Here is a 16,905-nt window from a genome sequence, read left to right on the forward strand (position 1 = left end):
TGCCTCGGTCCACCGGGCGGCTCTCGTGCGACCGCCGTGGCTGTCAGACCAGGCCCCTACTATGCCTGTTGCGACGTTGTGCGTGTGGCACGGGTAGGGTGCTGAGGCCTTCCAAAGGGCCTGTGGGGCCCTTTCAAGGAGCCTTTGCGCATGGGATTTCGGGAGAGTTCGGGGGGTTTTGAGTGATGGCTTCCGCAACGCGGGCTCGATCGCGGTCGCAATCGAGGTCACGATCGGGTGACCGTTCGGGGCCGGGATCCCCTTCTCCTTCACAAATGACACACACGCCTGCACAGAATTCGCGTGATTCCGGTACGGGCCCGCATTCCGCGGCGCCTTATCGCGGAGCCGTGACGCCGCATTTGAAATCGCGTTCCGGCCGGGGCGGTTCGTTCCGCGCGCAGCGGCTCGTGATGATCGAGCTGGCCGCCGCCCTCGTGGTGTGCGGCTGGGTGGCCGGCATGGTCGCGTTGATCGCGACGGGCGCCGTCGCCGCCCTCCTGCTGCTGCTCGCTCTCGTACGCCGCCGGGGGCGCTCCCTGCCGGAGTGGCTGGGCACGGTGCTCGCGATGCGGGCCCGTCGGCGCAGCGCGGCGGGCTCGCCGGTGCCGCCGGGCACCGAGCCGGGGCTCGCGCCCGCCGTCGAGTGCGACCCGAGCCTGCGGACGTACAGCCACAACCGCGGCGACGACCGGGACCAGCGCCCGGTGGGCATGGTCGGGGACGGCGGGTTCCTGACCGCCGTGCTCCAGGTCGAGTCCGACGCCACCGCGCTGCGGGCCGAGCGCAGCCGCCGCCCGCTGCCGGTGGCTCTGGTGCGGGACGCCCTGGAGGTGGACGGGATCCGCCTGGAGTCGGCGCAGATCGTGCTGCACACGCAGCCCGCCCCCGCGCTGCACCTGCCGCAGCAGTCCGTGGCCGTGAGCAATTACGCGCCGCTGCAGGCGCAGACCGGATCGCCCGCGGTGCGCATCACGTGGATCGCGCTGAAGCTCGACCCCGAGCTGTGCCCGGAGGCCGTGTCCGCCCGTGGCGGTGGCGTGGTCGGCGCGCAGAAGTGCCTCGCGCGGGTCGCCGAGCATCTGTCGAGCCGGCTGAGCGGCGCCGGGTTCCGGGCGAGCGTGCTCACCGAGGAGGAGCTGATCTCCGCGGTCGCCACGTCCGCCTGCGCCAACCCGATGGTGACCGCCCAGGCCGGCCGCAGCGAGGCGCCGCAGCGGCGCACCGAGGAGTCCGGGCGCAGCTGGCGCTGCGACAACCGCCGGCACACCACGTACTGGGTGCGGCGCTGGCCCCAACTGGGCAGCGGCGGCGCCACCCTGCCGCAGCTCGTCGCCCAGCTGACGACGGTGCCCGCGCTCGCGACGACGTTCAGTCTGACGCTGGCCAAGGGCGACCAGCAGGACGTCACGCTGACCGGGCACATGCGGATCACCGGCCGCAGCGACAGCGAGCTGACCACCGCCCGGCGTGATCTGGAGCGGGCCGCGCGCCAGGTGCGCACCGGGCTCGTCCGGCTCGACCGTGAGCAACTGCCCGGCGTTCTCGCCACCTTGCCGCTCGGAGGAGCCCGCTGATGGCCATGACCAGCCAGATCCCTGACCTCGGCGAGCGGCTGCGGACCGGCTTCGGGCTGCTCGGGCCGCGCCACCAGCGGCACTCCCTGTCCCCCGAGCAGCTCGACTCGCTGTCGCTGCCCATCGGGGACGACGGCGTGGTCGTCGGCGTCGACGCCGAGGGACAGCCCGCCGTGATGGGCATCAACCGCCCGACGCCGTACGACATCGTGCTCATCGGCGGTCTGTGGACGGCGCAGGTGCTCGCGTTGCGGGCGGCCGCGACCGGTGCGCGGGTGGCCGTGGAGACGGGCCGTGCGCAGCAGTGGGCGCAGCTCGTGCAGGCCGTCGGCGGCGGACAGTCCGGGATGACCGTGCACGACGTGGGGCGCGTGCCGCCGCAGGGTGCGTCGGCCGGCGGGCCCGTGCTCGTGATCCGTGACTGCGGCATGCGGCCGCCGCGCGGACGCGTGGCCTCGGCGCCCTGGCAGTCGGTCCTCACTCTGCTCCCCTATCTGAGCCCGGTCGCGCCGCGCCTGATGCGGCAGGCCCGGCTCGTGGGTGTGCAGCGGGTGTCCCCGGACGAGGCGGCCGAGATCGGGCGGGTGATAGGGCTGCCGCGCGGCGAGTTCGAGTCGCTGCCGACGCTCGCCGACGGCGTGACCCTGTGGTGCACCGACCGCGACCGGCAGTACGTGATGACGCAGGCGACGGACGCCGAGACCGGATTGTTGGGAACCGCACGCCGGATGGACTGAGTCGGGGCGCGCGTCATCGGTCCCCCTGCGACGCGGCCATCTCACCGGTGAACTCCAGCCGTTTTACGCATGATTCGGACATTTTTCAGCCCTGTGCGGCGCTTGTTCGTCACGTTTTGGTGTACGTCTGCCGTGGACCCGGCCGCTCTCGGGCCCTACGTGACGCAGCGGACATCCGCGACGGGGTGGACGGGCCTGCCGTGCACGTGGTTTTCGTGATTAGGCTGGGACAGGACGTGTTGTGCGTACCCGTGTGCGGGTGCCGCGGGCGTCAGGGGGCCAGGGGGTCAGCCCGGCGGATCGACAGAAGCGGTCGCCCCCCAGCACGGCACGAGGGTGCTCGACCACACCAGGAGGCATTGTGAACAGCGATCGGGACGGTATCCGCGGGGGCTGGGATTCACCCGTCGATGATCAGTCCGACGCGGAGTCCAGTGTCGAGATGACGGGCGAGTTCACCATCGACTACGCCCCTCCGGCCTGGTACACGCAGAACGCGGCGGCGTCCGGCGCCGCGCCCGAGCCGCCCGCGCCCCCGGCCCCGCCGGCTCCCGTGCCCGCCCCCGCTCCGGCGGCCCCCGCTCCGACTCCGGCCGCCGCCGCGCCCGCCGAGCCGGAGCCGGAGTCCGGTTCCGGGAACGGGGACCTGGAGAGCGGCGCGACCATGAAGTTCTCCGCGTCCGCGCTGAAGCGGGAGTTCGCGGAGCTGGCCGCCCTCGGTGACCGCCCGGACACCCCCGCCGCCCCCGCCGCCCCCGACGCGCAGACCCCGGACGCCACGGACCCGGCCGGCGACGACACCGAGTCGCCGCGTGCCTGGGTGAGCGCCCACGACAACCCCGATGCCACCGCCGAGCCCTCGGCCGACACCGCCGCCGAGCCCGCCGAGGCTCCGGCCGACCCGGGCTTCGCGCTCGCCCCCGCCGACACCGCCGCGGGTGAGGACGCCGAGAAGGAGACGCCCGGGGACGCCCCGGAAGCCGCCACCGCCGAGGACACGGACACCGGCACCGGCACGGACGGCGCTGCCGAGCCCGCCGCCGCGGCGCCCGAAGCGGTCCCGGCGCCTGCCGCTGACGTGCCGAACGCTCCGGCCGAGGCCTGGACTCCGCCGCCCGCGCCGGAAGGCGGGGTGCCGCCGCTGCCGCCGGCCTTCCAGCCGGCCGCGCCGCCCGCCGCGCCCCAGTGGACCGGGCCCGACCCGGCGCAGCAGCCGCCCGTCGCGCCGCCCGGCTGGCCCGCGCAGCCCGCTGCCGCGGCGCCCCAGCAGCCCGCGCCACCGGCCGCGCCCGTGCCCCAGCAGGCCCCGCCGGAGAGCGGCTACGGCTTCCCCCAGCCGCAGGCGCAGCCCCAGGCCCAGCCCCAGCCCGGGAACGGCTACGGCTTCCCGCAGCCCCAGGCCCAGCCGCAGCCCCCCGCCGCGGGTCAGGCCGCGCCGATGCCCGCGCCCAACGCCCCTGCCCCGCAGCCCGGTTACGGCTTCCCCCAGCCTCAGCCCCAGCCGCCGGTGCAGCAGCCGCCGCAGGGTCACCCGCAGCAGCCGGCTCAGCCGCAGCCTCCGCAGCAGCCGGGCACCGGTTACGGCTTCCCGCCGCAGCAGCCCCACCCGGGAGCGCAGCCACCGGCGCCGCAGCCCCAGCACGCCGCTCCGCAGCCGCCCGCCCCGGCGGACCCGCGCACCGGTGCCGCCTGGCCGCAGCCCGTGCAGCACGACCAGCGCCAGCCCACGAACGTCGGCGGCGCCCCGCTCGGTTACACGGCGGCCGTGGAGCTGTCGGCCGACCGGCTGCTCAACAACAAGCGGCAGAAGGCGAAGAGCACCCGCCCCGGCGGCGGCAACGCGCGCTTCAAGCTCGGCGGCAAGAAGGAGGAGGCCGAGCGGCAGCGGAAGCTGGAGCTGATCCGCACCCCGGTGCTCTCCTGCTACCGGATCGCCGTGATCAGCCTCAAGGGCGGCGTCGGCAAGACGACGACCACCACCGCGCTGGGCTCGACGCTCGCCACCGAGCGGCAGGACAAGATCCTCGCGATCGACGCCAACCCGGACGCGGGCACGCTCGGCCGCCGCGTGCGCCGCGAGACCGGCGCGACCATCCGTGACCTGGTGCAGTCGATCCCGCACCTGCACTCGTACATGGACATCCGGCGGTTCACCTCGCAGGCGCCGTCCGGTCTGGAGATCATCGCGAACGACGTGGACCCCGCGGTCTCGACGACGTTCAACGACGAGGACTACCGCAGCGCGATCGACGTGCTCGGCAAGCAGTACCCGATCATCCTGACCGACTCCGGTACGGGTCTGCTGTACTCCGCGATGCGCGGAGTACTGGACCTCGCCGACCAGTTGATCATCATCTCGACCCCGTCCGTCGACGGCGCCTCCAGCGCGAGCACCACGCTCGACTGGCTGTCCGCGCACGGGTACGCGGACCTCGTCTCACGCTCGATCACGGTCATCTCGGGGGTCCGCGAGACCGGCAAGATGATCAAGGTGGAGGACATCGTCAGCCACTTCGAGACGCGCTGCCGCGGCGTCGTCGTGGTCCCGTTCGACGAGCACCTGGCGGCCGGCGCCGAGGTCGACCTCGACATGATGCGGCCGAAGGTCCGGGAGGCGTACTTCAACCTCTCCGCGATGGTCGCCGAGGACTTCGTGCGTGCCCAGCAGCAGCAGGGCCTGTGGACCCAGGCGGACGGCCAGCAGCCGCCCACCATGGCCCCGCCGATGCCCGGCCAGCAGCAGCCGTACCCGGGTCAGCAGCCGTACCCGGGTCAGCAGCCGCCCGCCCCGTATCCGCCGCAGCAGGGCATGCCGCCCCAGGGGCCGCCACCGCAGGGCATGCCGCCGCAGGGGCCGCCCCCGCAGCAGCCCGGTCAGGCGCAGCAGCCGGGGCCGCAGCCCGGCTGGCAGGTCCCGCCGCCTCCGCCGCAGCAGGCCCAAGGCCAGCAGCCCGCCCCGCAGCAGCAGCCGCAGGCCGGTCCGCCCCCGGGGTGGCAGCAGCCGCAGCCGCCTCAGCAGTAGCAACTCCCCGAAAGGCCCGCACCGTTGGACGGTGCGGGCCTTTCGCGTGTACCGCGCATATCGTCGCGTTGCGGGCGCCACGCCCTGGCCTGCAAAGCGTCAGAGGTCTCGACCAATGTGCGTGAAATGCGGGTCAACTCGTTATTTCCGCAGGCCACATGGGGTTCATACGCCGTTGACGTGCGTCAACTGCCGCTGATAAACCAACACTTCATTCCACCTGAAACCCAGATCCAGCCATGCTGTGCGAGCGATGCGCGAGGTCCACGACCGATGGATACACAGGCTCAGCTAGACCGGCACCACAGAACAGCACGCCCCGCACAGCGCGGCGTGCGTCTCCTCCTGGCGGCCGGTGCCGCCGCCTTCACCCTGACGGCGGGCCTGGCCACGCCGCTCAACCCGGCCCCCGAGCAGGCTCAGGCCAAGGCCGACAGCGGCAAGAAGACGCTCACCGTGGCGGTCGCCCAGAGCGTCGACTCGCTGAGCCCGTTCCTGGCGCAGCGCCTGCTCAGCACGAGCATTCTCCGCCTGACGAACGAGTTCCTGACCAACTACGACCCGAAGGACAACCACGTCGTCCCGGGCTTCGCCACCAAGTGGGAGTCCTCGGCCGACAAGTTGACGTGGACGTACACCATTCGGTCGAACTCGAAGTGGACGGACGGCCAGAAGGCCACCGCCAAGGATGCGGCCTTCACCTTCAACAAGATGATGACGGACGAGGGCGCGGCCACCGCGAACGGCTCGTTCGTCGGCAACTTCAAGAAGGTCACGGCGCCCAGTGACACCAAGCTCGTCATCGAGCTGAAGAAGCCGCAGGCGACGATGACGGCTCTGGACGTTCCGATCGTGCCCGAGCACATCTGGAAGGACGTCAAGGACTACGCGAAGTTCAACAACGACGAGAAGTTCCCGATCGTCGGCAACGGCCCGTTCAAGCTGACCGCGTACAAGACCGACCAGTACGTGAAGCTCGAGGTCAACAAGGACTTCTGGCGCAAATCGAAGACGCCCCAGTTCGACGAGATCGTCTTCAAGACGTACAAGGACCAGGACGCCGCGGTCGCCGCCCTGCGCAAGGGCGAGGTCTCCTTCGTCGCCGGTTCCCCCGCCCTGACGCCCGCTCAGGCGGCGTCCCTCAAGGGCGAGAAGAACATCAAGGTCAACGAGGGTCCGGGCCGCCGCTTCTACGCGATCGCGGTGAATCCGGGCTGGCAGACCAAGGACGGCAAGAAGTTCGGCGACGGCAACAAGGCGCTGCTCGACCAGAAGGTGCGCCAGGCGCTGTTCCGCGCGGTCGACACCAAGACCATCGTCGACAAGGTCTTCCAGGGCCACGCCGTGCAGGGCGAGGGCTACATCCCGCCGCGCTTCGGTGACTACTTCTGGAAGCCCTCGGACAGCCAGAAGCTGTCCTACGACGCCACGGCCGCGGGCAAGATGCTCGACGAGGCGGGCTACCCGCTCAAGGACGGCAAGCGCGTCGGCAAGGACGGCAAGCCGCTCGACCTGCGCATGCTGTGCCACGCCACCGACCCGAACGACAAGGCCGTCGGCAAGTACCTGAAGGAGTGGTACGGGAAGATCGGTGTCGGCCTCAAGCTCAACTGCGTCGACGACGTCTCCGTGCCCTGGTACGCGGGTGAGTACGACCTCGCCTTCGACGGCTGGTCGGTGAACCCGGACCCGGACTTCGTGCTCGGCATCCACACCTGCGCCGCCCTGCCCACCAAGGCCCGGGAGACCGCGGCGACCGACAACGGCATCTGCGACAAGACGTACGACGACCTGTACAACAAGCAGCTCGCCGAGTACGACCCGGCCAAGCGGGCGGGTTACGTCAAGCAGATGGAGTCGTGGCTGTACGACTCCGGGTACATGAACGTCATGGCGTACCCGAACGCGGTGGAGGCCTACCGCACGGACCAGATCAAGTCCATCGAGACCATGCCCACGGCGGCCGGCAACATCTACGGCCAGGACGGCTACTGGAGCTGGTGGTCGGCCGAGCCGGCGACCGCCTCCAGCGGCGACTCGGACTCGTCGGGCTCCACCGGCATCGTGATCGGGATCGTGGTCGCCGCGCTCGTCGTCATCGGCGGCGGTGTTCTCTTCGCGAAGCGGCGCCGGACCACGGCGGACGACCGCGAGTAGGCACGCCACAGGTTCGGTCAACACCCGCACGAGCAACGAGAGTTCGCATGCCAAGCACTTCGAGCACGAATCGCGTGGACCATGACAGCTGACAGCACTCCGGCGCTCGTGCGGTCCGCGGACGCGCCCGTCGGCGACCCGGCCTCCCCGGCCGGGCCGTCGACGGGCGCCCGCGGCCCACGGGCCCGCAACACCAAGGCGTACCTCCAGTACGCCGCGGCGAAGATCGCGGGCGCGGTCGTCTCGCTCTTCGCCGTCCTCGTCACGAGCTTCTTCCTCTTCCGGCTCATCCCGAGCGACCCGGTCAAGCAGATGACCGGCGGCAAGCGGGTCTCCGAGCAGCAACTGGAGAACCTGCGCCACCAGTTCGGCCTCGACCAGCCGATGTGGAAGCAGTTCACGTCGTACATCGGGGACGCGCTGACCGGCGACTTCGGCACCTCGTACCAGTTCCACACCCCGGTCATCGACAAGATCACCGACGCGCTGCCGGCGACGCTGCTGCTGACCGGCACGGCGTACGTGCTGTACTCGGCGCTCGGCATCTGGCTGGGCACTCGCACGGCCTGGCGCAACGGGTCGAGGAGCGACCGCTTCAACACCGCGTTCGCCCTGACCCTCTACTCGGTCCCGTCGTTCTGGCTGGGCCTGCTCCTCATCATCGTCTTCTCCGTCGGCATCGGCCCGATCCCCGGCATGTTCCCGACGGGCGGTCTCGAATCGGGCGGCGAGACCGGATTCGCGTACGTCATCGACGTCGCGCACCATCTGGTCCTCCCCGTCATCACTCTCGTCGCGGTCGGCTACGCGCAGACGCTGCTCGTCATGCGCTCCTCGCTGCTCGACGAGATGGGCAGCGACTATCTGACGACCGCGCGCGCCAAGGGCCTGCGGGACGACGTGGTGCGCCGCAAGCACGCCGTGCCGAACGCCATGCTGCCCACGTTCACGCTGATGTTCGTGAACCTCGGGCACGTGGTCGCCGGGCAGATCCTGGTCGAGACGGTGTTCTCCTGGCCGGGCCTCGGCGGGCTCTTCTACTCGGCCCTGTCCGTGCCCGATCTCCCGCTGGTCCAGGGCCTGTTCTTCGTCTTCGCCACCGCGGTGATCCTGGCGAACACCCTCGCCGACATCCTCTATCCGCTGCTCGACCCGAGGGTGGGCCGATGACGACCGAGACCGCTCCTGTCACGAAGACGGGCAATCCGCGGGCCCTGGCGCGGGCCCGCAAGCGCCAGTCCCTGGCCCGCTTCTGGCGCTCGTACCGGGCGCACAAGGGGGGCCTGTGGGGCCTCGGCCTGCTGATCCTGATCGCGCTCATCGCCGTGTTCGCCCCGGCCCTGGTCGGCGCGGACTCGCAGAGCGTCACCGACGCGCCCGGCGGACCGCTGGAGGGCCCGAGCGGTGAGTTCCCGCTCGGCACCGACCAGTTCGGCCGCAGCGTGCTGGCGCTGCTGGTGTACGGGGCCCGGGTCTCGCTCACCGTGGGCCTGCTCGCGGCGTTCCTGTGCGTGGCGATCGGCACGGTCATCGGGATCGTCGCCGGGCACTTCCGTGGCTGGTACTCGACGGTCCTGATGCGTGTCACGGACTGGTTCCTGGTGATGCCGACCCTGGTGCTCGCCATCGCGCTGGCCACGGTGATGGACCGCTCCATGTGGACGGTGATCATCGCGATCGGCGTGACGACCTGGCCGACGACGGCCCGGCTGGTGCGCGCGCAGACCCTCGCGGTGGAGTCCCGCCCGTACATCGAGCGCTCCCGCGCGCTGGGCGGCGGCCACGGCCACATCATGACCCGGCACGTGCTGCCGAACGTGATGCCGCTGGTCCTCGCCCAGACCACCATGATCATCTCGTCCGCGATCCTGACGGAGGCGACGCTCGCCTTCCTCGGCCTGTCCGACCCGACGATCACCTCGTGGGGCGGCATGCTCCAGGACGCGCGGGAGGCGGGCGCGGTCAGCGCGGGTGACTGGTGGTACCTGGCCCCGCCCGGCATCGCCATCGCCGTCGTCGCCCTGGCGTTCACGCTGTGCGGCCGCGCGATCGAGTCCGTCCTCAACCCGAAGCTGGGGGTGCGGTCATGACGCTGCTTCAGGTGAACGACCTGACGGTGACGTACGCCGGCGGGGCCGAGGCCGTCCGCGGGGTGAACCTGTCCGTCGAGGCCGGCCAGAAGCTCGGCATCGCGGGCGAGTCGGGCTGCGGCAAGTCGACGCTGGCGCTGGCGCTGCTGCGGCTGCTGCCCGCCGGTACGAAGGTCTCGGGCGAGATCCTGCTCAACGGCGAGGACGTGCTGACGATGAAGTGGGGCCGGGTCCGCGCGGTGCGCTGGGCCGGTGCCTCGGTCGTCTTCCAGGGCGCGATGCACTCGCTCAACGCCGTGCACCGCATCGGCGACCAGATCGCCGAGCCGATCCTGCTGCACAAGAAGGCGACACCGGCGGGCGCCAAGAAGAAGGTCGCCGAGCTGCTGGAGCACGTGGGTCTTCCGGCGGCGCGCGCGAGCGCCTACCCGCACGAGCTCTCCGGCGGCCAACGCCAGCGCGTGATGATCGCGATGGCGCTCGCCTGCGACCCAGAGCTGATCATCGCGGACGAGCCGACGACCGCCCTGGACGTGATGATCCAGGCCCAGATCCTGCGCCTGATCGAGCAGCTGGTGACGGAGCAGGACCTCGGGCTCATCATGATCAGCCACGATCTGGCGGTCCTCTCCGACACGTGTGACCGGCTCGCGGTGATGTACGCGGGCCGTGTCGTCGAGGAGGGCCCGGCCCTGCAGGTGTACGAGAACGCGCTGCACCCGTACGGCAAGGCCCTGTCGGCGGCGTTCCCGACGATCGGCGACCCGGCGTCCCGGTTCGCGCCGCGCGGCCTGCCCGGCGATCCGCCGGACCCGTCGGCGCTGCCGCCCGGCTGCACGTTCCACCCGCGCTGTCCCGTGGCGCTCGACGTCTGCGCGAGCGAGGACCAGACGCTGCGGGACGCGGGGGCCGGGCGCCGCGCGGCCTGTGTGCACGTATCGGACGAGGCCGGGGCGCCGGCCGTCGAGGCAAGGAGCACGACGGCATGACGGACACCGAACCCCTGCTGTCCGCCGACCGGTTGCAGGTGACGTTCCCGGGCCGGCGCGGCGCACCCGAGGCGCGGGCCGTGGACGGGGTGGACCTGGACATCGCGCCGGGCGAGATCGTGGCCCTGGTCGGCGAGTCCGGCTGCGGCAAGACCAGTCTGGCGCGCACGCTGCTCGGACTGGAGCGGCCGACGTCGGGGCGGGTCAGCTTCGCCGGTGAGCCGCTGAACTACGGTTCCCGGGCGCTCAAGGCGTACCGCAAGCGGGTGCAGCTGGTGCTGCAGGACCCGAGCGGCTCGCTCAACCCGCGGCACACGGTGTACGACGCGGTGGCGGAGGGCCTGCGGATCCACGGGTACGCGGGGGACGAGCGCGAGGCGGTGTCGAACGCCCTGTCCCGCGCCGGGCTGCGGCCGCCCGAGCGGTTCTTCCTGCGCTACCCGCACGAGCTGTCCGGCGGGCAGCGCCAGCGTGTCGTGATCGCGGGCGCGCTGGTCCTGGAGCCCGAACTCATCGTGGCGGACGAGCCGGTGGCGTCGCTCGACGCGTCCGTGCGGGGTGAGATCCTCGCGCTGCTGCTGAAGCTCCGCGACGAACTGGGGCTGTCGGCGCTGGTCGTCACGCACGACCTCGGCCTGGCCTGGAACATCGCGGACCGGGTGGCGGTGATGTATCTGGGCCGGATCGTGGAGACGGGCGCGGTGGAGGAGGTGCTGACCTCACCCCAGCACCCTTACACCCAGGCCCTGTTGTCGGTGCTGCCGGAGGCGCCCGGCGATCCGGTGGTGCTGACCGGCGAGCCGCCGGACCCGTCGCGGATTCCTGGTGGCTGCCGGTTCCATGCGCGGTGCCAGGTCCTCGCCGGAGGGGAGGCCGAGCGGGCGGGTGTCTCCGACGCGTGCCGGAACGAGGATCTGCCGGTGCTGTCCGGCGGGGCCGAGGCGCAGGTGGCCTGTCACTGGGCGCGGGCCCGGGTGGCTGAGGGTGCGCCGTAGCGTCTGCCGGTGAGGGATCGTCGGCGGGTGCGGGTCCGTCGTGGCCGATCGCGCAGTTCCCCGGGGCGCGGGGAACTGCGCGACGAGCCCCTACGCTCCCGCACCCGGCCATCCACCGCTCAATCCCGGTGGAACGCCGCCGCCTGGCCGGCCTCGTAGTCGCCGGCCGGCTGCTGGACGATGACGTTCAGCCGGTTGAAGGCGTTGATGCCGGCGATCAGGCAGACCAGCGCGCCGAGCTGGTCCTCGTCGTAGTGCTTCGCGGCATCGGCCCACGCCTCGTCCGTGACGCCGCCGGCCCCGTCCGCGAGCCGGGTGCCCTGCTCCGTCACCTCGAGGGCGGCGCGCTCGGCCTCGGTGAACACCTTGGCCTCCCGCCAGGCCGCGATCAGGTTGAGCCGCTGCGCGGTCTCACCGGCGGCAGCGGCCTCCTTGGTGTGCATGTCGAGGCACCCCGAGCAGCCGTTGATCTGGCTGGCGCGGATCTTCACCAGTTCCTGCGTCGCGGCCGGCAGCCCCGACTCCATGACCGGCATGTGCGCGGCGACGAGACGCTTGACGAACCCCGTGGCGGACTTGCTGGCGAACATGTTCAGACGAGCTTCCATGACGGGCTCCCTGTGCCGTGGTGAGTGCTGCTTCCACCTACGGGACGGAACGGGCGGGCCCGTCTGTGACATGCCCTGGATGTGACCTACGCCTCATACTCCTCGACGAGCTCACGGGACCGCTTCACATCGTTCGCGATGGCCTCGACGAGCTGGTCGAGCGAGTCGAACTTCGACATGCCGCGCACGAACGCCAGGAAGTCCACGGCCACGTGCAGCCCGTACAGGTCGAGTCCCACCCGGTCGATGGCGTACGCCTCGACGGTGCGCTCGGTGCCGTCGAACTGAGGGTTCGTCCCGACGGAGATCGCGGCCGGCATCGCCTCGCCGTTCACGTGCAGCCACCCGGCGTAGACGCCGTCCGCGGGGATCGCGGTGTGCGGCAGGGTCTCCACGTTGGCCGTGGGAAAGCCCAGCTCACGGCCGCGCTGAGCGCCCCGGACGACCACGCCCTCGACACGGTGCGGCCGGCCGAGGATCTCGCGGGCCCCCTCGACATCGCCCTCGGCGACGAGCCGCCGGGTGAGCGTGGAGGAGAACGGCCGGCCGCCCCCGGCGGATCCGCTCACGTACAGGTCGATGACCTCGACCTCGAAGTCGAAGGTCTCGCCCTGCTCGGCGAGGAAGGCGACATTGCCCGCGGCCTTGTGCCCGAAGCGGAAGTTGGGGCCCTCGACGACGACGCGCGCGTGCAGCTTGTCGACGAGCACCTTCGCCACGAAGTCGGCGGGCGACAGCTTCGAGAACTCGGTGGTGAAGGGGAGGATCAGCACGGCATCGACACCGAGGTCGGCCATCAGCTCGGCGCGCCGGTGGTGCGGGGCGAGCAGCGGCGGGTGCGAGCCGGGGCGCACGACCTCGCTGGGGTGCGGGTCGAAGGTGACGACGACCGCGGGGACGCCCAGCTCACGGGCCCGCTCCACGGCACGGCCGATGATCAACTGATGCCCGCGGTGCACGCCGTCGTAGGAACCGATGGTGACGACGCTGCGCCCCCAGTCCTGGGGGATGTCCTCCAAGCCACGCCAGCGCTGCACGGTGATTGCTCCTCGCAAACCTGTGTACGACGGTTCCGTCTGTGCGGTCTCTGCTGTCTCTGCGTCTCTTGCCGAATACGCAGGTCTAAGAGTGCCATGCCGACCGCCCACGCCTCTCATCGGGCAGGGTAGGGCCGGGCGCCGGGTCAGGCGGGGACCCGCACCCCGGCGAGGTTCTCGATCATGCGCCGGGCGCTGGGACCGACCAGCGCCGCCCACTCCTGCTGCGCGGCACCCAGCCAGCGGGACACGAGGCTCGCGAACCCCGGCACGGTCCGCGCCAGCTCCACGAGCCGCCGGTCGAAGCACGCGGCGCCCTCCGGGGTGCGGACGAGCAGCGCCCCCGTCCGGTGCACCAGCTCCCGCGTCCGCGGCTGCCCGCGCCGTGCGGCGCCCCACGCCGCGGCGCGCAGCACGGCGTCCAGGACGGCCGGCTCGCGCTCCTGCCCGAGCAGGATGTCGAGCAGCTCGGCCCGCAGCTCGCGCGAGGCGGCCGTGCCGGGCGCGGTGAGGACGGGCGCGAGCGCGGCCCGGACGGCGACGGGCCCGCGGTGCAGCACGCCCACGACGAGCGGGAGCAGCACGGCGCGCGCGGACACCCCGTGCTCCAGGCGCCGGTCGACGAAGACCGCCACCTGCCCCGCCGTCTCCTCGGGGCCGGACTGCGCCAGCTCCGCGACGAGCGTGGCGGCCCGCCGCGCGAGAGCGGGCGTCGTGACATCGGCGAGGGTGCGCAGCACGTCCCCGGCGCCCGGACCCGGTTCCCGGAGCCGGGTCCGGAACGCCGCGAACACCGGGTCCGGGTGCGTGCCGAGGGCCGCGGCCAGCGCGGCCGCGGGCAGTTGCGGGTCCCCGGCCTCGAACCGCTTCAGCGCCGGCGCCAGGTATACGGGCCGGGACTGCGGATCCCGTACGAGCAGGGCGAGCGCGGCGCCGTGCAGCGTGCAGTCGGAGGGGCGGGCCAGCAGGGCCAGCGCGGCGTACCGCAGCAGACCCCGGTCGGCCTCGGTCGTCACCCGGGCCGCCGCCCGGGGCCCGTACGCCACGGCCGCCACGTGCCGTGCGGGCCGCTCGTCGTGCGCCCACCGGTCGACGGCCCGGCACAGCGCGGACGGCTCCTCGTCGGCGAGGGTGGCGAGCAGTTCGTCGGCCCGCGGGTGCGCGCAGTCGACGAGCGCCTCGATCAGGTCGTCGACGGCACGGCGCCGATGGGTGTGCAGCAGGGCCTGCGCGGCGGTCGCCACGGTGGCGTCGGGCAGCGCGGGCAGCGGCCGCTCGTCGTGGAACCACCGGGTGAGGCGCCGCTGCACCCGCCCCGGTTCGGCCTCCAGGGACGCGGCGACGGCGTCGAGGTAGCGCCCGCCCGGCTCCCGCGCGTCGTGCACGACGAGTCGCCGCAGCAGCTCGAACCGGGTGTCGTCGTCCACGGGCAGGGCCATCCAGAACCAGCTCCCGAACACGCCCGCGTCGGCGAGTTCTTCGAGCAGGGACAGATAGGCGGTGGCGTCCGGTACGCGCAGCAACACTTCACTGAGCAAGTGACCTGCCCACCAGTCGGCCTCGGTGTCCATCGACGCGACTCGGTCGTCCTGGGCAGTCCGCCGCCCGGGGCGGCAGGGTGGGCGAGGCGGCTCCCCGGCGCCGGGCGCGGATGCACCGGGCCCCCGCGAAAGCCCCGCGAGCCGAACGCCCAGCTCCCGCAACGTGAGCTCGAGCGCACCGGCGTCCCGCTGCCGCTCCACCAGCAAGAGGGCCCGCACCACAGGCCCGGCCCGATGCCGGGGAACCGGCACCGACGCCCCGCTGCGCCGCCGGAACACCAGCGCGTCCAGCGCCGCGTCCAGATCCAGATGCATTCCCTGGACCCAGTCGGCCACCTCCTCGTGCCCGAACCGGTATCCGCTCCCGGCGGGCACCAGCACCCCCTCCGCGAGCACCGCCGACGCCCACCCGCTCACCCCGCCCCACGCACCCCACGGGAACAGTTCCTCGAACGTCTTCCGGTCCAGCTCCCCCTGCCCGGGCCCCAGGCAGCGCCGGGCCGCCTCGTGCACCTGCCCGGACACGCGTGCCGCGAGCCGCCGCACCCCGGTGCCCCGCACACCTGCGGCGGCCGCCAGCCGCACCGCCACCCGCAGGCACATCAGATCCAGGTAGGCCGCGAACACCTCGTCGCGGTCGGGGCACCCGGCCACCTCCCCGGACAGCGCCGCCCGCACCTCGCCCAGCAGCCGCAGCGCGAGCGGATGTCCCGCGTCCCTCGGCGCGAGCGCGTCCTCGGCGATCCCGAACCGCTCGCGCGCCCGCCGCGCCTGCTCCGCCGGCAGATCCCCGATGCGGACGCACGCGGGCAGCCGCCCCGGCCGCCCGTGCAGCACGTCGCCGCCGAACAGCGCCCCGGCCTGCTCCCAGTACTCCGCGCGGCACGCCACAACGAGCCGCATCTCCGGGCCCGCCAGCCGCCGCTCGGTCTCCCGGGACCACGCGGCGAGCCGGAGCGCGAGCACGGGCGGCATCTCCTCGGGCCCGTCGAGCAGCAGCACGAGCGGCTGCCCCGCCGCGCGCGCGACCGCGGCGACGTGCTCCGGCGAGATGTCCCCCAGCGCGCCGGGCTCACTGCCCCGGGACGCCGCGACGATCCGGCCGGCCCGCTCCAGGGCGCGCCCCGCGGCGTCGGTCACGGAGGTGTCGTCGCCGCGCAGGTCCGCGCCGCGCAGCCACAGTGTCGGCGCGGCGCTCTCCCCGCCGGCCCGCCGTGCGGCGAGCGCCGCCAGTTCCGTCGTACGGCCGCTGCCCGGCTCCCCGACGAGCGCCAGCACGGACGCCCCGCTCGCCATGAAGTCCGCCAACTCACGTGCCACATCCGGCCGTTCGACCGGTGTCACGGCGGCGTCGCCCGGGCCGTCGCTGCCCACCGAGACGGCGGTCAGGTGCAGCACCCCGGCGAGGTTCAGATCGGAGCCGTACGCGGGCACGGTCACGGCGTTGCGCGCCAGCACGTCGGCGAGGCGCGGGTCCCCGCCGGCCGCCGCGTGCAGCGGCACCGCGAATCCGGCCGCCCGGTGCCCGGCCTGCAGCGCGGTGCCGAGGACGGCGACCACGGCGCCCGTCGTCGCGTCGAGGACGGGACCGCCCGCGGCGCCGCCGCCGAGCCGCAGCGCGTCGGCGCCTGCCGTCCCGACGGCCAGCTCCATCGCGTTCTCCAGTAGATGGAAGCGGTCGGTGGCCGTGTACGTCACGTCGGTGTGCCCGAGCACCCGGGCCTCGCGCCAGCCGCCGGCCGGGATCCGTACATAGGCCCCCGCCTCCTTGGCCCGCCCGGCCCCGACGGGCAGCGGCGCCGCGCCGAGCCCGTCGGTGCGCACCAGCGCGAGGTCCACCGCGGGCAGTTCGACCACCGCCTCGCGTCCCACCACACAGGTGGCACCGCCCGGCGCGTGCAGGACCACGCGCCCGAGCCCGTCCACCGCCTCATGACTGGTGACGACGGTCCCGCGGTCGTCCGCGACGAACCCCGTCCCGCGCGGCCGCCCGGCCAGATCACAGATCCGTACCAGCGGCGGATCCACCATGCCTCGAACCTCCCGCCACACCCCGTCTTCCCGACGGTAGGCGCGCGGTGATCAGCTGGACGGGACGCGAGGCGAACGCGCCCCCTTCCGCTCCCCCGGTTCACTCCGAGCGCCTGCTCGA

General features: G+C 72.8%; 11 protein-coding genes. 8 read left to right on the forward strand and 3 right to left on the reverse strand.

The features are described from left to right. The first annotated feature begins 185 nt into the window (after window positions 1–185). The 8 genes from eccE (at window position 186) to ACQUQD_RS11425 (ending at window position 11,567) form a co-directional block, all read left to right on the forward strand. Window positions 186–1,577, forward strand: coding sequence for a type VII secretion protein EccE (gene eccE / locus ACQUQD_RS11390; protein ID WP_428951933.1), 1,392 nt, complete (start codon window positions 186–188; stop codon window positions 1,575–1,577). After that, a complete protein-coding gene (locus tag ACQUQD_RS11395; protein WP_428951934.1) occupies window positions 1,577–2,314 on the forward strand; it encodes a hypothetical protein in 738 nt (245 codons plus the stop codon). The genes eccE and ACQUQD_RS11395 overlap by 1 nt, the downstream gene beginning before the upstream one ends. Window positions 2,315–2,675: 361 nt before the next feature. Then, window positions 2,676–5,336, forward strand: a complete 2,661-nt coding sequence (locus ACQUQD_RS11400) for an SCO5717 family growth-regulating ATPase (RefSeq protein WP_428951935.1) — start codon at window positions 2,676–2,678, stop codon at window positions 5,334–5,336. A gap of 273 nt (window positions 5,337–5,609) precedes the next feature. Beyond that, window positions 5,610–7,493, forward strand: a complete 1,884-nt coding sequence (locus ACQUQD_RS11405; protein WP_428951936.1) for an ABC transporter substrate-binding protein — start codon at window positions 5,610–5,612, stop codon at window positions 7,491–7,493. Between the two features lie 81 nt (window positions 7,494–7,574). Then, window positions 7,575–8,663 carry an ABC transporter permease gene (locus ACQUQD_RS11410; protein WP_428951937.1) on the forward strand — a complete coding sequence of 363 codons (1,089 nt, stop codon included), beginning with the start codon at window positions 7,575–7,577 and terminating at the stop codon, window positions 8,661–8,663. Next, window positions 8,660–9,583, forward strand: a complete 924-nt coding sequence (locus ACQUQD_RS11415; protein WP_428951938.1) for an ABC transporter permease — start codon at window positions 8,660–8,662, stop codon at window positions 9,581–9,583. Before ACQUQD_RS11410 ends, ACQUQD_RS11415 begins: the two co-directional genes overlap by 4 nt. Beyond that, window positions 9,580–10,572: an ABC transporter ATP-binding protein gene (locus tag ACQUQD_RS11420; protein ID WP_428951939.1), complete on the forward strand. Its 993-nt coding sequence runs from the start codon at window positions 9,580–9,582 to the stop codon at window positions 10,570–10,572. The genes ACQUQD_RS11415 and ACQUQD_RS11420 overlap by 4 nt, the downstream gene beginning before the upstream one ends. Then, complete coding sequence (locus ACQUQD_RS11425) at window positions 10,569–11,567, forward strand: oligopeptide/dipeptide ABC transporter ATP-binding protein (RefSeq protein WP_428951940.1); 999 nt, start codon at window positions 10,569–10,571, stop codon at window positions 11,565–11,567. The genes ACQUQD_RS11420 and ACQUQD_RS11425 overlap by 4 nt, the downstream gene beginning before the upstream one ends. A 119-nt stretch (window positions 11,568–11,686) precedes the next feature. Here the strand turns inward: ACQUQD_RS11425 and ACQUQD_RS11430 are convergent, their stop codons facing one another. From ACQUQD_RS11430 to ACQUQD_RS11440, 3 genes are all read right to left on the reverse strand, one after another. Further along, window positions 11,687–12,175 carry a carboxymuconolactone decarboxylase family protein gene (locus ACQUQD_RS11430; protein WP_428951941.1) on the reverse strand — a complete coding sequence of 163 codons (489 nt, stop codon included), beginning with the start codon at window positions 12,173–12,175 and terminating at the stop codon, window positions 11,687–11,689. Between the two features lie 86 nt (window positions 12,176–12,261). Next, window positions 12,262–13,212 carry a bifunctional riboflavin kinase/FAD synthetase gene (locus ACQUQD_RS11435; protein WP_428951942.1) on the reverse strand — a complete coding sequence of 317 codons (951 nt, stop codon included), beginning with the start codon at window positions 13,210–13,212 and terminating at the stop codon, window positions 12,262–12,264. A gap of 146 nt (window positions 13,213–13,358) precedes the next feature. Beyond that, entirely contained in the window at window positions 13,359–16,784 is a 3,426-nt protein-coding gene (locus ACQUQD_RS11440; protein ID WP_428951943.1) for a trypsin-like peptidase domain-containing protein, read from the reverse strand. Between the last annotated feature and the right edge of the window lie 121 nt (window positions 16,785–16,905).

Source organism: Streptomyces sp. cg35 (genome assembly GCF_050410835.1).
In the GTDB taxonomy this organism is placed as follows: Bacteria; Actinomycetota; Actinomycetes; order Streptomycetales; family Streptomycetaceae; genus Streptomyces.